The sequence below is a fragment of the Sphingomonas sp. AP28 genome, from assembly GCF_056680455.1.
In genome coordinates, this window is the sequence record NZ_JBWXQI010000002.1 from 47,298 (window position 1) to 62,557 (window position 15,260).

9 protein-coding genes are annotated in these 15,260 nt (G+C 61.1%); 4 read left to right on the forward strand and 5 right to left on the reverse strand.

All coding sequences use genetic code 11. The annotated features are described in order from the left end of the window. Nucleotides 1–401: 401 nt before the first annotated feature. From AC1MH0_RS19595 to AC1MH0_RS19605, 3 genes are read right to left on the reverse strand one after another with little or no spacing between them, the layout of a single operon-like run. On the reverse strand, nt 402–908 hold the full coding sequence (locus AC1MH0_RS19595) for a DUF2726 domain-containing protein (RefSeq protein ID WP_480965856.1): 507 nt from the start codon (nt 906–908) through the stop codon (nt 402–404). 52 nt (nt 909–960) lie between these two features. Beyond that, nucleotides 961–4,224 carry a MobF family relaxase gene (gene mobF, locus AC1MH0_RS19600; protein WP_480965857.1) on the reverse strand — a complete coding sequence of 1,088 codons (3,264 nt, stop codon included), beginning with the start codon at nt 4,222–4,224 and terminating at the stop codon, nt 961–963. 2 nt (nt 4,225–4,226) lie between these two features. Continuing rightward, entirely contained in the window at nt 4,227–6,560 is a 2,334-nt protein-coding gene (locus AC1MH0_RS19605; RefSeq protein ID WP_480965858.1) for a type IV secretion system DNA-binding domain-containing protein, read from the reverse strand. Here AC1MH0_RS19605 and AC1MH0_RS19610 point away from each other — a divergent pair. From AC1MH0_RS19610 to AC1MH0_RS19625, 4 genes are all read left to right on the forward strand, one after another. After that, nucleotides 6,559–6,828, forward strand: a complete 270-nt coding sequence (locus tag AC1MH0_RS19610) for a hypothetical protein (protein ID WP_480965859.1) — start codon at nt 6,559–6,561, stop codon at nt 6,826–6,828. The genes AC1MH0_RS19605 and AC1MH0_RS19610 overlap by 2 nt on opposite strands. Nucleotides 6,829–7,404: 576 nt before the next feature. Beyond that, nucleotides 7,405–8,514, forward strand: coding sequence for a metallophosphoesterase family protein (locus AC1MH0_RS19615; protein ID WP_480966120.1), 1,110 nt, complete (start codon nt 7,405–7,407; stop codon nt 8,512–8,514). Continuing rightward, nucleotides 8,511–11,138: an AAA family ATPase gene (locus AC1MH0_RS19620; RefSeq protein ID WP_480965860.1), complete on the forward strand. Its 2,628-nt coding sequence runs from the start codon at nt 8,511–8,513 to the stop codon at nt 11,136–11,138. Before AC1MH0_RS19615 ends, AC1MH0_RS19620 begins: the two co-directional genes overlap by 4 nt. Nucleotides 11,139–11,447: 309 nt before the next feature. Then, nucleotides 11,448–12,548: a GTP pyrophosphokinase gene (locus AC1MH0_RS19625; RefSeq protein ID WP_480965861.1), complete on the forward strand. Its 1,101-nt coding sequence runs from the start codon at nt 11,448–11,450 to the stop codon at nt 12,546–12,548. Between the two features lie 24 nt (nt 12,549–12,572). On the opposite strand, the gene AC1MH0_RS19630 is transcribed toward AC1MH0_RS19625, so the two are convergent. Both AC1MH0_RS19630 and AC1MH0_RS19635 read right to left on the reverse strand, forming a co-directional pair. Next, nucleotides 12,573–13,118 (reverse strand): phospholipase D-like domain-containing protein, encoded by a 546-nt coding sequence (locus AC1MH0_RS19630; RefSeq protein ID WP_480965862.1) that lies wholly within the window; start codon nt 13,116–13,118, stop codon nt 12,573–12,575. Next, nucleotides 13,115–15,235: a hypothetical protein gene (locus tag AC1MH0_RS19635; RefSeq protein ID WP_480965863.1), complete on the reverse strand. Its 2,121-nt coding sequence runs from the start codon at nt 15,233–15,235 to the stop codon at nt 13,115–13,117. The genes AC1MH0_RS19630 and AC1MH0_RS19635 overlap by 4 nt, the downstream gene beginning before the upstream one ends. Nucleotides 15,236–15,260 lie beyond the last annotated feature (25 nt).

Genomic DNA, 15,260 nt, shown 5'->3' on the forward strand with positions numbered 1-15,260 from the left:
CTTTGCGTAGTGTGCGGTGTGAAGGTGGTGCCTTGGCCGTGCCATTGGGCTCCGATCATCGCGCAGGCGATCGCCCACAGGGCCGTGAAGACGGCAGTCCCGCCCGCGATCCAGAATGCCAGCCCCATCAGGCGGCGATGGCGGTGTCGCGGTCTGGCTGCAGGCCAAGAATTGACCGTTGCCTCCCAGATGACACCGTCGGTCGGCGCGGCATCGAGACGGGTTGTACGACCACGTTGCCTGGGCGGCACTCGCATATAGTCACGGTCAGCCCGCCCCATGACTCACCTCCCGCTGTTCCCGATGTGTCGTTGGGCACACTGTTCTGATGGTGACCAAGCGTAGTCTCGAGGCCATCCAATCGTACTCGAAAGCACGAAGTACGCTAACGACGGCAATGCTCATGACGAAGCGTTCCCTTGAATGGCGTGAGCCTGGAAAAGCGGCGCGATTGCGACCCGAACCTTGTGGACCCGGGGCTGGACAGCGCGGCCGATGCGAATTGTGCGGTAGCCGGCATCGGACGTCATTGCGTCGCGCCGGCTGTCTCGCTGCGCATTGTGGCTCGCGTCATCGACCTCGATCAGCGCGACGATCGCGCCGGTCACTCGATCCTGCGCCACAAAATCAATGATCTTTTGAGAGAAGGCATTGCGATCGGCAGGATGGCTTTTGCCGATCAGTCGGGGAGGGGCCTTCAGCAGTGCGCCCATCGCCACCTGCGCGTGAAAGCGGTATTCGGGCAGGCAGCGTTCAAGGATATCGAGCATTGCCAGCTCGCGAGGGGTCATGAACCGCTTGGCCAGCGGCCGCCTGCCCCCGACGATGCCAGCGTCTGCGCCAGTCAGCGCCTTCAAAATCATGAACACCCCGAGCAAGGCGATCACAGCCGCGATATTCTTGTCCATGGTCAGAGGGCCTTTGTAGAGAGAGGATCGATTTCCATCGTCATGTCTGCGCTCACATATCCAAGCTGAGGTTCTTCTCGGGGAGCCCGCGGATCTGCTCATTGGATTTCAGCATCGCAGGAAGGGCGCTAAGGTCGTCCATGTCGAGCGGACGCATACCGAGCTCGTCGTCCTTCCGATCGGCGCGAGCATCACGCCGATCGGCGTCCTGGCCGTCCTTGATCGACGGCATCTCCCCATCGAGGTTTTTGATGTCGGAATAGTCGGTGGTCGACGCGCCCATTGGCGGCAGGTCCGTCATGTCGAGGCTGGCGGGATCGATCAGGATCTTCTTGCTGCTCGCCTCGTCGAGGCTCTCCATCGCTTTGGTGAGCGCATCGTCGGCCGCTTTGGTCTGCACGGCAGCACCATCGATATCGAGGCGGCCGAGGCTTTCTAGCGATGAGGTTTTGTCGCCGGGGTTCTTATCCAGCTGCAGCTCGAGCTTCTGCTGGTTGTCGACGACCATGGTCAGGTCGAGGCGAATGCGGGTGACGCCTACGTTGAAAAGGCGCTGGTTCGACAGATTGCGCTCGAAGCTCTGCATCACCGTGATGGCTTTGTTGACGGTGATGCCCTGCGCCATGTGCATGTTGAGCGCGTAGGCCAGGTCCATCCGCTGCATCATCGGATCGTTCTTCTCGAGAGTGACCTGGTCCTTGTTGGCCAGCTCGACCGTGACCTTGCCGTTCTCGATGCCGGCGATCGTCGCCAGCGAGGCATTGTAGATGCCGCGTTCCTTGTCGTTATCAGTCCACCGAATCCGGTCGCCCTCGTGAATCTGGATCGTCTCGATCGTCGCGAGCGACATACGATCCTTGTCGATCATCGGATCGATCTTCTGGGGGCTGAACTTGATCGACTTACCGTTTTTGACGATCTCGACCTTCCCGTTGGCAAAGGTTCGCCGGACCTTGGCTACACCGCGTTCGAGTTTAAGCTCCGGCACCGAGCCCTTGATTTCCAGCCGCTGCCCTTTCTCGTAGGTCTTGGCGTAGCGCAGGTCCTCACGCTCGATGTTCACGTTCTGGATGACCGCAATGGATAGCCCGTCACCTTTGAGCGTGCCCTCGTCCTTCAGGCCTTTTTGCACCGCCTGATTGATCGCCGCGCGGGTCTCGCGGCCTGACGCGAAAATGGCCGTGTTGGCGCGTTCATCCGGCGACAGGGCCAGCCACAGGTCGGACGCGTGCGCAGATGGATCCTCATGCTCTACAACCTTGTCGCCAAGCACCTTCATGGCCTGACCCGCCATGCCAATGTTGGCTAGCGCCGCGACCGTCCGCAGTTGGTCGGTCTGCTGGCGAAGATTGTCATCCATGCGGGCCATGCCGATCTTGTCGGCCTGCATCATGGCAAAGGCCTTGCCGGCATCGATCGGGAGCAGCTGCTGGCGATCGCCGATCAGTGCGACTTTCTCGATGCCGAGCGATTCCGCGATCGTCAGCAATTTGAGCATGTCGCGGTTCGACACCATCGACGTCTCGTCGACGACGATGACCGTGTCCTTTAATTCGTCACGACGCGCCTGCGCATCGGGCGTGTTCGGGTTGGTGACGTGCTTTTCGTTGTGCCAGATGAAGTGGGCGATCGTCTCGGCTTTAACGCCTGAATCCTGCATCTGGTCGACCGACATTTCGCGGCTGGGACTGGCGTCAAGGCGTGCCATCCCTTCCTTCATGTCGGCGACCATCTTATTCTGAAAGGCGAGGCCCAAGATGGATTTGCCTTCTCCCTCTACGACGCGGGCAACTGCCTGCAGCATCGTCGACTTACCGGCGCCGGCGATGCCCTGGACCGCGACGATGCGATCCGAAGTCGAGACGATCAGCGTCGCGGCTGCGAGCTGGCCTTCGTTCAGAGGGTGAGGGGAGGCGGCCTGCAGTCGGTCTGGCGCTTCCGAGGGAGCCACGATCGGGGCACCTGCGTTTTTACCCGCCTGGACCCGCGCAAGGATGCTCTCCTCGGTCCGAAGCGCTTCCGGTGTCGTGACAGCTTCGACCTTCTGACCCTGGTGGGTAATCTCCCCGGATAGGAGTTTGCCCTTCTCGATGAGCTGCTCGACCCTCGCCTCGACATGGTCGATGGTGACGCCCTTGAGGCCGAAGTCGAGCGCCCTCTTGGCGACCTTGTCCTTATCGAACGCCGCTTCGCGCTGATTGAGACTACGGACCGCGGATGCGACAGCAAGCTGCGCGTTCGCCTGGCCGGTGGACTGTGCCAGACGAACCAAACCGCGGTCGACCAGCGGGTCCGGTGACCGGAGCAATCCCGACACCGTATCCATCGCGACTTTCACGGCGTCGGCGATCACCGTGTAGCTGCGCCCGATCGGGCCAGCATTCTCGCGTTGCTCCAGCTTTGCGGCGTTCTGTAACGCTCCCTCGAGCAGCTTCTTGCCGTCAAACCCTTGCTCTGCGGCCTTTTTCATCCAGTCGAGCACGAGGCCGTCGCGGTCTTCGACACTCAGCTTGGGATCACGCGTATTTACGGTGATTTTGTTACGGCCTTCCGGCGAGACAATGCCCAGCTCCGCCGCTTTCTCCATGATCTGTTCACGGCGCTGGCTGAACGTCTCCAGCACGGCTTTCGGAACGCCGGCAATTTCGAACGTCCCGTGCTTGCCGGTCATCTGCACCTGGTAGCCAAGCTTCTCCAGCTCATCGCGCAGGAAGCTATGATAGATCGAGCCGATCACGCTGTTGCTTGACCATATCCGGTCTGCATGGAGGGCATGGAGTTTGCCGTCCGGCCCCTTTGTCATGTTGGCGACGATGGCGTGGATATGTGCTTGCGGATCTAGTGCTCGGCTCGTGTCGTGCTGGAACAGGGCGTAGACCAGATTGCCGGTTTTAACCGCCTCGGTTTTCCCGTCTTTCGTCATGCGCGTTTCGGCTAAATTCTTTTCGACCCATGCCATGGTCTGTTGGACTGCCTTGGTCTGTGCGCCGTCAGGTCCAAGAATGCGTTTGTCGCCGGCAATATACGCCATAACCGACACGGATTTGGGTGCCGAGAACGTCAGGTCGTAGCCTGGCCGTCGCGAGCCCTTATTATCTACGACGCGCCCGCCAGAGGGAAGCTCGCCATTGAGCGCCTTGGCAAATGCCTCCTGCGAGACGGTGCCGGTAAGGCCAGCTGCGGCCGCTCCTTCACCGCCCCACATGCTGACGTCACGGGCCTTCTCATCGGTGTAATATTCGCCGCTGACGAAGTCGTCCTTGGTGAAGTATTTTGCGGCGCCGGATGCCGATCTGACGGATGCGATCGAGTGCATCGTTACATCCCATATCCGTCATCAGGGAAGGCATCGCGCGCCTCCCGGATCGACAGGTCCTCCGGCCGTTCTCCGGTGGGCGTAGGATCGTCTTTCTGCCGCTGTTGGACCTCACTGCGCGCCTGGACGGACTTACCCTCCAGTGACCGTTCGCGGTCCTTTCGATCGTCATCGCCGGAACGCTCATGCATGTCCTGAAGTGGCACCTGCGGTTCGGTTCTGGCGGTGGCTTCGATGGTTGTGGCGTCGCGCGAATTGTCGACTTCGTTCTCGGTCGGCTGTGACAGAATGTTGGTGGCGAAGGTGTTGGCCACGTTTGCCGGCTCAACCTCTTCTTCTGTCAGACCGGGCACATCGCCACGTCCAACATCGTCGTCACCACCCTGCGGCTTGCCACCACCTCCGCGAACAACCTTTCCAGGCTCGTCCGGCTTAGCCGGTTTCCGCTCGATGAAGCCCTCGGCGACGGTCGGGTAATGTTCCCATTCCAGGCGGATGCGTGCAGCAGGGAAGCCATCGGGGAATTTCACAAAGCCGTGCAGGCTCGGAAGGTTCATGATGTCGTCGGGGATGACCAGCGGTTCGATCTGTTTACGGGGGGTCAGGGTCGATGCGTCGCGGGTGTTGTTGTACCCATAGCTGTACCCCTCATCCATCTGCCGGATCTCGCGGTTGCCAATGTAGCGGGCACCCTGTTCAGCGGTGTCGAGGTCGGCTGCGGCTAGGATCAGTTTGGTGCGTGCGAGCGACGACAGGTTGCGGGCATTCTCCTCGCCGTAGACCTGGATGAGCTTGTCGAACGAGTGCAGCCCGAGGACCATTGCACCGCCGAAGTTACGGGCGGTCTGGAGGCCGTCTTCGATCGCCGGCAGGCGGTGAAGTGCGCCCAACTCGTCGAACACGAACCAGGTGCGCAGATTGCGGGTTTTCTTCATCGTCATCAGCGCGTGAATGGCGAGGTTCGACCAGAGCGTGAGCAGCGCCCGGTTCATCTCGAGGTCGGTGTAGTTGGAGGTGATGAAGAGGATCGAGCCGGGTTTTTTCTCGGCCGTCATCCAGTCCTTGATCGAGTATTGCGGACCGTCGTCGGGCAGGAAGCGCAGGACCTGCGCGTTGGTGTTGAACACCGCCCGGATCGATTCAGCCATCTTGGCGGCCTCAGGCGCCGTGATGGGGTCGGCGATGGTGTTGGCAAGATGCTTGTGAACGAGCTTCAGATCGGCGGTCATCAGGTTATCGGCGAGTGCCTGGTTCGACGTCAGTCCCTTCTCGATGAGCTTTATGCACATCTCGATAAAGAGGGTGCGCGCAGCGAGTGCCCAGAACGGATCGGCCGCCCCGCCATCGGAGGGGATCAAAGCTCCAGCGGCAGCGGTAAACTCGCTATAGGTTCGGCAGTCGTTGAAGATCGTCCAGGCCGGGCAGCGTGCGTCGGCGGGGTTGAGAATGGTGTCACGTGTCGGGTCGTAGAACGCCTCGACATAGGCCCCGGTCAGATCGAACACGACGGCGGTATCTTCGCGTTCGCGCATCTCCTGAAGGAGCTTGCGGAACACGGTCGTTTTACCGGACCCGGTGGTGCCGAGCGTCATGAAATGTGATTGTTCGAGGCGGTGGGGAAACGGGATGCCGGCAACGGTGTAGGGGTGGTGAACGCCGCCCATCTTGCGGGCCTTGAACTTCAGCTTCAGGACCTGTTCCGGTGTCTTGTCCGGGAAGAGTTTCGCGGCCTCCTTCACGAACTCGATTTTGTTGTGCTGGGCGATCTCGGAATAGAGCAGATCGCGCTCGACCAGCATGGCGCCGCGCTCATGGCGTTCCTGGATCATCGCCTTGCCGCGACGGGCCGAGAAATCGACGTACCAGATCGACAGCGGGATGGTGATGCACGAGGCAATCGCGACCGAGCCCATGAGCCCCTTCACGGCCTTGTGCCATGCAAGAATGACCTCTGGCACGTAAGGCACGTAGCCCATGTAGGTGTGGCGCACGCTGTTGTCGGGCAGACGCAGGTTGATGCGCTTCATTTCGTCGAACGATATCCAGTCCCACAGCCCCGACAGAATGCGCATCGAGATGAGCTGGACGTTGTTCTCGTCGAGGGTGAGCGAGAGGATCGTCGAGTACGCGATGACGAAAATGCCAAGCCACATGTAAATCGGCATTTTGACACCCTGTAGCCACATCAGGACCTGGGTATTGAGCAGCTGGCTCCCACGGGTGAAGTTGCCCGAATTGCGCGGTGCTTCCCCGCGCGCGCTATGGTGCTTCTGCGGGATCGGACGCCGATCGTTGCGGATGTCCTCGCGGGGCGCTTTGGGGTCGTCACGCGCCATGATGAAGCTTCATGCGACGGTCGGCTTCGAGAACGAGCGTTTCCCGCAATTCCGGATGGTTTTCCCGGATGATCGCATCGAGCGCGACCTGCATATATTCGGTCACGCGCAAGTGGCGTCGCTCGCTGCCTTCAAGCAGTTTCCGGCCATCAAGATGTTGTTCGATCGCCCGACGAACCAAGTCCGACGGCGAGCACTCCAATTTGGCTGCTTCTGCCTCTATACGGGCACGCAGATCACCGGCTACCCGAAGGGTATAAGGGCGTGAGGTACTCAAGTGACCAGCCTCCTAGCAGAGAGGCTGATGGGTCCTTAGGAGGACGTTCCTTATAGCTGTGGAACGCGGCTACAACAAGCTCGATATCGTGGTTTGCGCATAAGCCGTATTACGGTGTCTTACGCAGGAAACGGCGGAAATCTGCGCTTTTGGGGGAGTATTACGTTGTAAGACAAACTGTAAGACGTTGTATACACTGTCTCGGACTTTCTAACTCACTGTTTAGCCACGGGAAAAGGCAAGCGCAGCTTGCGTAAGGTGTGCTGTCAAATCCGCATAAGATTCGCCTAGATCCGGGCTCAAAGTCATCCGTTGAAGAGCATGCCATTTTCCTTTTTCCGCAGTGACTTAAGCGCGCGAGTCAGCGCGCTTGAATGCTGACTATCTCCCGATGACAAAACTGCATGTTCTCTATCTGATCCGTATTGGGGAGCAAATAGCCATCACGAGGGTGTAAACTACGGGGGAGTACCTGGGCAGCGATCTGGAGGCTTCCTCGCACCCCTACTGTTCGCTAGACGTTCCAGAGAAACTGGAGCGGGCTATAGGCCGGCAAGGGAGTGAATGGTGCGCGTTTTGCACAGTGCCGATTGGCAGCTCGGCAGGGGGTTTGGCCGCTTTGAACCCGACGTTCGGGCGGCTCTCACCGAAGCCCGGTTCGATGCAATCGACGCCATTGGCCAAGCTGCTCGCACCCATGACGCGAGCCATGTGCTAGTAGCTGGCGACGTTTTCGATACTGAAGGCCCGGAAGACCGAACCATCGTCCAGGCACTGTCCCGGATGGAGCGCTATCCGTGCCGCTGGTGGCTGCTGCCAGGCAACCATGATTATGCGCGCAACGGCGGTCTGTGGGACCGGGTGAGGGCTCGTCGAACTGCCAACGTCATGATCCTGACCGAACCGGAACCGCGGGAAATGGAGGACGGCGTTTGGCTGCTACCGGCACCCCTCACGCACCGGCACAACCTTGACGATCCGACCGCCGATTTTGATAGAATGGCAACGCCGGGCGCACGCCTTCGCATCGGTCTCGCGCACGGCTCGATCAGGGATTTCGGATCGCGGGGCGAGGCCAACAATCAGATCCCACCCGACCGAGCCGAACGTTCCGATCTCAACTATCTCGCGCTGGGGGACTGGCACGGCGTCCTCCAGATCGGCAGCCGTACTTGGTATGCTGGAACGCCCGAGACCGACCGCTTCCAGCGCGACGTTCCCGGGCACGTCTTGCTCGTCGATTTCGAGGCCGGGGAGAGCCCCCAGGTCACCCCAATTCGAACCGGTCGCTACCAGTGGCTGATCCGAGAATGGCGGGTCAATGACACAGCCAGCTTCGATGCGGAGCTGCAGCACTTGATGGGCGAGGTCGATCCCGCTGCGACGCTGCTCCAGCTTTCGTTGGTCGGCATCACCAGCATGACTGATCGCGTTGCCATCCTGGGCAGGGTCGAGAATGATCTACGGCACCGGCTCCGCTATCTCGATCTCCGCGCCGACGATTTAGTCGCTAGGCCGAGCGACGACGATCTCGCGTCGTTGGCGGGGGAGGGAATGCTCGGCGCCGCGGCCGCCAAACTCTACGCGAAAGTGAGGGCAGGGGAGGAGGATGCGGCGCTGGCCAAGCGCGCGCTTGAACGCCTGTTCGTCGAACATATGAGGGGTGCCACTGCGTGAGCCTGAAGCTGCGGCGCATCACCGCCAACAACTTCCGTAAATTCCGCGCGCCGGTAACAATCGAGGGGCTCACAGATGGGCTCAACATCGTGGTCGAGCCCAACGAGACGGGGAAGTCGACCCTGCTCGAAGCAATCCGAGCAGCTTTCTTCGTCCCACACCGATCGGGCAACCAGCTAACGCGATCGTACCAGCCGTTCGGCGAGAATGTCGCCCCTGAAGTCGAGGTCAGCTTTGATGTCGCGGGGGTGCCGTGGACGGTCACTAAACGCTTCCTCAAGTCACCATCGATGGAGGTGAGAGGACCGAGTGGCAGAAGCCAAGGTGATGCTGCCGAAGACCAGCTTCAGGCACTGCTGGGGTTCGAGAAAGACACGAGCCGTAATGGCGATGTCACTGCCTATGGCGCGCTCGGTTTGCTTTGGGTTGGACAGGCCGAAGCGCTTGCTGTTTCCGCGCCGGGCCGGATCGTCCGTGACACGATCCAGGCGACACTTGAGGCCGAGGTCGGCACGATCCTTGGCGGTGCGGCCTACGAGCGGGTGCGCGAACGGGTTGACCAACAATGTGCCGTCTTCTGGACAGCAAAAGGATCGCCCGGTGGCGAGCAGAAGGCCTCAAGGGAACGGCTCGACCAAGCGCAGGCGATTGCACACGAAGCCGCCAGCAAGGTCGAGTTTCTAGAGAAGAGCTTCGCCGAAGTGGAAGCCGCGCGTGTACGCCTCAAGCTTCTCCAGAGGGAGATGGCTGACACCACCGACACCGACAGGCGCGCCGATCTGGTTCGATCGCTCGAAATCGCACGTGCCGCAGCGCAGATGCTAGCACAACGCAAAGCCGAGTATGAGATTGCGAGCATCCGGGTTCAAACCCTGGATGAGGTCGCATCACGCCACGCCACCGCTGTACGCGTTCGTGACAAAGCGGAGGTCGTCCTAGATGCTGCCAAAGTGCGCAGAGCGGAACGTTCTGAGGAACTGATGGCGGCAAGGCATAAGGCCGATGCGGCGCGCACCGCGCTTGTCGAGGCGCGAACCAACCGGCAGCAGGCCAAGGCGGCACTCGCCGAGGCTGAAAAGTACGCGGCCGCCTTGCGTCGTCGGCAAGCGATCAGATCCGCGCGCGTTCGGCACGACACCGTCATAGCGTTGGAGCAACGCCTTTCCATCGCCAGAGCGACGGCTTCGACCATGATCCCGTCAGTGAGGATCAGCCAGCTGGAGAAAGGCGAGCGGAGCATTGCTGAAGCGCGTGCGAAGCTTGCAGCCGGTGCAACCACCATCGAGCTTGTCGGCTCCGCACCGGATGTCAGGATCGACGGCAACCCGATTACAACCGACCGTCGTGTCCTGACGCATGAGACACGCGTCAGCTTGGGCTCCGGCGCGGAGCTCATCATTCGTCCACCGGCATCCGCTGGAAGCGCTGAGCTGGGGCTAACCGAAGCCATCGCTCGCCACGATGAAGCGCTGACCGAGTTGGGCGTGGAGAGCATCGCTAGCGCACGGCAGCGCAACGACACGGCACGGGATGCAGCTGGCGAGATGAAGACACTTTCCGCCCAGCTAGACGCGAGCGCGCCTGCCGATCCCGAACTCGGACTTTCTGCCGGCGTAGCGGCGCTAAAGCTGCTCGTAACGGGCTTGTTGGCGGAGTCGGAGGGCGAGAACGAAGACGAAGCCCCGCCGGTTCGCGCGCTGGCTGACGCCGTCGATGTCGCCGAAACCGTGCTTGCCCGTGCTGAGGGCGCGCAGGAAAGTGCGGCAACGGTCCTTGCCTTGATCGAGGAACAGGAACGGCCATTGGCTGCCACCGAAGCAGGGGCAGCCAGTGACCTTCAAAATGCAATGAACCAACTCGGACAGATCGAAACGGGACAGGGGTTCGCGAACCTTGCAGGGGATCTGATGGGCGCGAGGGAGAAGGCGGCGGAAACGGCCACCATTCTGAACGAAGCCGAGCGCAACGCTACCGCTCACGATGCGCATTCGATCGAGCGCGGGATCGCCAATATCGATTCTCGTCAGGCTGCCGCAAGTGAGGTGCGACGGCGGCTTGAAACCGACATTGCCCGACTGGAGGGCACGATCGAAAGCGAGGGCGGCAAGGGGCTAGCCGAACGCGCTGCCGTGGCGACCGAGGAGGCCATGGCGGCGCAGCAGGCACTTGGCCGAACCACAGAGGAAGCGCAGACGCTCAAGCTGCTACGGGACACCCTGGAGGAGGTTCGAACCGAGACCTCCCGAACCTATGTCGGTCCGGTCACAATCCGAGCGAAACGACACATTGAGCGTCTCCTACCCGGCTCGGAACTCCTCTTTGCCGATGACCTTGGTCTGGCGGCGATCAGTCGCGGGGGATCGCCCGAAGATTGCGTCAGCCTCTCGAGAGGCACCCAAGAACAGCTCGCCGTTTTGACACGGCTCGCGATCGCTGATTTGCTGCGGGAAGAAGGGCGTCCTGTCTCCCTCATACTCGACGATCCGCTCGTATATGCCGACGACACGAGGTTGGACCTGATGACCGAGATTTTGACGGAAGCCGCACAGCATATGCAGGTGGTTTTGCTGACCTGCCGTGAGCGGGCTTTTCGCCATATGACCGGTACCAGGCTCGTTCTTTGACTTGTGATTTAATAGAACGGTAGATACCGGCTTGGCCTCTTATGAACGCTTAAATGCCCCAAGCGGACGCTCGTTCAGGCTCAGCAAGTAGGCAGATGCGCGCAGAACCCTGTCATTTACGCTCACCTGACGGTGGCCCGAAAGCGGACATCGGATGATGACCGCGTGTTATGGTTGCACCGACGACCTGTCCAATTGCTTCCATTGCCGGCAAACCTCCACGAGGATTCGTCCGTTACGTGTGGTCCAAATAATAAAAAGCTTGCTTCGGCGGTTTCACGCGTCTTGGTTGATGTGGGGAATCTCCATATGCCATCACTAGACTTCGAGGCCGAGAAGGCCGCTTTCCGTGAATACTATAACGACAACGCACAGCGCCTCGATCAGGCGAAGGACAAGTTCCTTGATTTACTCGATTCGATCATCGCGCACGCCGGACTGGACGTTGCGGCGGCAAGCGGTCGCATCAAGGACCGCGAGGAAGCCATTAAGAAGTTCACGCGGAAGTATCAGGGCGACCTCGAGGAAAGCACCACGCCCTATGAGATCAAGAGTCACATCACCGACTTGGTGGGGCTGCGCCTCGTCTGCCTATATGAAGACGAAATAGAGCCGATGGGCCAGCTCATCCGCGAGCACTTCGATGTAATCGACGTAACCGACAAGACCGCCGAGATCGAGAGAACCGAGAATTCGTTCGGCTACAAGGGACTGCACCTTGACCTTCGACTAGACCCGGTCCGTGCGGCGATGCCTGACTATGTGCAGTTCGCACGATTCCGATTCGAGCTGCAGATACGCACGGTCGTCCAGGACTCGTGGAGCACGCTCGACCACAAGATCAAATATAAGAAGTCGATCCCCGCCGCATTGAAGCGGCGCATTAATACGCTCGCCGCGTTGTTCGAGCTCGCCGACCGTGAATTTCGCCAAGTTCGAGAGGAGACTGAGCTTCAGATTGAGAAGGCTGAAGCCGAGCCGGAACCCGAAGCCGAGATCGAGGTAGAGGCCGTGGAGATCGTACAAGGCGAGGTTGCGCTCGACCCCGCCGTCGGCATCGAGCGGGGAAAATACGCGCCGCTAGACGCGTTCCGGCTGCTACGCATCGCCCGCCACTTCTTCCCCGGGGTCGAGTTCGAGCCCAAGAAGATCGACGGATTCACGGCGGACATCGTCGAGCGCCAGCCCGGGATCAGCCGTGGAAAATTCAATTTCTACCTTCGTTCGACGATCGGCCTCGTGCGGCAATACAAGGCATGGTTCATCGAAAGCGGTCGCGGCGAAAAATTCAACCCGTTCACGGAGATGCGCCACGCGCTCTACGCGGCGAACCCAGAAACCTTTGCGAGCATGTTGACTAACGTCGCCCGCGCGACGTTCGACACCTGGCGGCTGGAAAACGTGGCCTGAGCTAAAACAAGTCGCTGGACGTCGTCAACGCCCGGCTATCGCGGTCACGGCATCCAGCAGCATCTTCACCGCACCGACGGCCGGGCCCTCGACCAGCATCCCGCATTCGAGGTTCGTCGACTTCGAACGCTTAAGCAGATTTGCCGAGCCGACGTAGGCGGCGACGCCGTCTGCCAGGACAATCTTCGCATGGAATGTCTCGTTCGCCAGGTCCGCGCCGCCATAGTCGATGATCCGGGTAGCGCTGGCCTCGATGCGCCTGCCCGCAACGCCGCAGCTTAGGAGCTGGGACGCATCCCGCAAGACCAGCAAGCGCTCGGCCGCCGTCGTTGCCTCGAACAGCTCAGCCGCCCACTCAGCACCGACGCGGTCGATGAAGGGAATCATGATGGTGAAACGCTCGCGCGCGAGACCGGCAAGATGCGTGAACGCGTCGGTCGTGCGCGTTAACGCAACGTATTGGCTAGCGATGTCGGCGGAGAGCGCGTCGGCGAGGCGGCTGGGCACCGGCGGCATCGTCACGACGAGCCGGGCCGTCGCTTTCGCCGATACGAGTAACTCGCCGCTCATCCTTTGAGCGATGCGTCGAAGAAGCCGACCAGGTTCGGAGCCGACTTCGGCTCCCACTCAGGTCCTTTTCCACCCTTCAGCACCGCCCGCGACAGGAGCAGGTTCGACGCAATGCAGCTGACCTCGGACACCATCACGCACGCCGGGCATGCACCGCCCCGGGCGTCGCACAGGCTGCCCGATCCGCAGCGAAGCGTGCGCGGGTCGAGCGCGCGTTTTAAGAACGCCTCCGCATAGTTGCGCCACATTGCCGAGATGTTGCCTAGATCCGGCGTCATGCCCTTGCGGTAGATGACGAACGACAGGTCGGCAGGGAAGATGTGCTCGCCGATGCCGTCGCGGTCGACGCCCGAGGTATCAGCCAGCGAGTGCATCATCTGGTGGGATAACGTGTGGAGCAGCAGGTAGACGTATGCGGGCAGCGTCCGGGGATATCCGCCCATTCCCTCCCTATCCTTGAACACCTCGAGAAATGGTCCGAAGTCGTCGTATCGCTCTAGGAATGCCCGGCCGACATGGTCCGCAGGCACGTTGACGATCTGGTTCGCCGCCAGCCAGCGGAGTACCCGGCCTTCGTCCAGCTTGAAGTATAGCGCCTCGTTTAGCTGTTGCGTGACGTAGATCGGTCGCTTGTTCTCGGCGATCGGCAGCGGGTCGAACGCCTTGAGTCGGACCGGCATGTCGACGCTGTTTCCATTGTGCTCCCGTTTGTAGACCGGTGTCGCCGACACCCGTGTGTAGCCGAAGCTGAACTCGCAGATCGGCAACCCGCGGACGAGGACTAGCCGCTCAACGCCGATGTGCCCGAGCAGCGAGCCGACGGACTCTCGATACTTGGCCTTGCGTGCCGGGTCGTTGACCACATCGGTCAGAGCGATGTCAGGGTTCATGACGTCGACCGCGGCGTGGACCGTCATCGCCACCTCAATGTGCTCGCGTACGAACGCGTCATGCTGGATGGTCAGTCGGATAGGATCGTAGCGGCGCGTCCAGTCCTCGCGAACCGCGATCGCCTGGAGTACGGCCGGGCTTTCCAACCTACCGCGCTCGACGACGCCGTCCGCGAACCACGCCTCGCGTTGCTCATGCGCGTTGTCGCGGTGCCGGCGCGCGGCTTCGGACCGGCCGCCCTCGTCAGCCTTTCGGGCCATGCTGAGGTATGTCTCATACTCGCCCCACTCGCCAACTCGCGACGAATCCGCCTCCACCTTCTCACGGATCTTGTCCTCAGACGGTTCGGAGAACGGGATATCGTGGATCTGCGCCAGCCGCATGATCAGAGCGTCACGGCGCGTTGGCGTCATCAGTTCGACGACGGAGCTGTCCTCGAATACGATGAAGCTGGTCCGCTGGACGTAGAAGGTCGAGTTCGCCCGGTAGGAAACGGGCAGCATGTTAACCTCGATCCACTGGAACATACGGCCACCGTCGTTCTGCTGGATTTGGAGCCGCGCGAGCACCTCAGGGTTGGCCTTTTTGAGCGGCCGAGTCTCGCCACACCCCTCGCAGACGTATCGCCATTCTGAGAAGACGGGCGCGTCGTTGCGGAGCCTGAAGCTGGCGGAGCCGCAGGTGCACATCCGGATCTGACGCGTGCCGCCGGTCTGCGGGTCAAAGTTGTAATTGAACGGGCTGAGCGGCTCGATGTCTCCGGACCAGTGAACGTAGACGACATCGATCTGGGTCCAGCGCGCCTCGTGCCCGTTGCACTTCCTTGGCAGTGGCTGCCGCGCCTGATCGCCGACACTTCCGAACTCGCGTGTCGATCCGCAGATGCCGCACCGGTAGAGCAGCGGATAGGGGACATAGCCGACCTTGTCGGGGCTCGTCATTTGGAAGTCGGTGCGCTCAACCCGCGCTTCGCCGGTCTTGGAATCGCGGAACGGGGTGTCCAGGACGAGCTCGGGCAGCGCGTCTGGAAGCGCCTTGATCGCGCGATCGCGCCAGTTGGTTATGGAGTCGCGCAGGTTCTCGAAGATCAAGGCGATCGTCGTCGGCTTCAGATCTTTGGCCTCGTTGGCCAGCGGGACGGAGCGGCAGATCCCCTTGCCGCCCTCCCACGTCATCAACACGCCGGGTGCGTAGGATCCGGCGATCTGGACGCGCGAACGCGACATGGTCGGTGGCTCGAGAGGATCGGGT

Excerpts from the sequence above, each read along its gene's own strand:
- AC1MH0_RS19595 (WP_480965856.1), bottom strand. The coding sequence starts at position 908 with ATGGACAAGAATATCGCGGCTGTGATCGCCTTGCTCGGGGTGTTCATG.
- mobF (WP_480965857.1), bottom strand. The coding sequence starts at position 4,224 with ATGCACTCGATCGCATCCGTCAGATCGGCATCCGGCGCCGCAAAATAC.
- AC1MH0_RS19610 (WP_480965859.1), top strand. The coding sequence starts at position 6,559 with ATGATGAAGCTTCATGCGACGGTCGGCTTCGAGAACGAGCGTTTCCCG.
- AC1MH0_RS19605 (WP_480965858.1), bottom strand. The coding sequence starts at position 6,560 with ATGGCGCGTGACGACCCCAAAGCGCCCCGCGAGGACATCCGCAACGAT.
- AC1MH0_RS19625 (WP_480965861.1), top strand. The coding sequence starts at position 11,448 with ATGCCATCACTAGACTTCGAGGCCGAGAAGGCCGCTTTCCGTGAATAC.
- AC1MH0_RS19630 (WP_480965862.1), bottom strand. The coding sequence starts at position 13,118 with ATGAGCGGCGAGTTACTCGTATCGGCGAAAGCGACGGCCCGGCTCGTC.
- AC1MH0_RS19635 (WP_480965863.1), bottom strand. The coding sequence starts at position 15,235 with ATGTCGCGTTCGCGCGTCCAGATCGCCGGATCCTACGCACCCGGCGTG.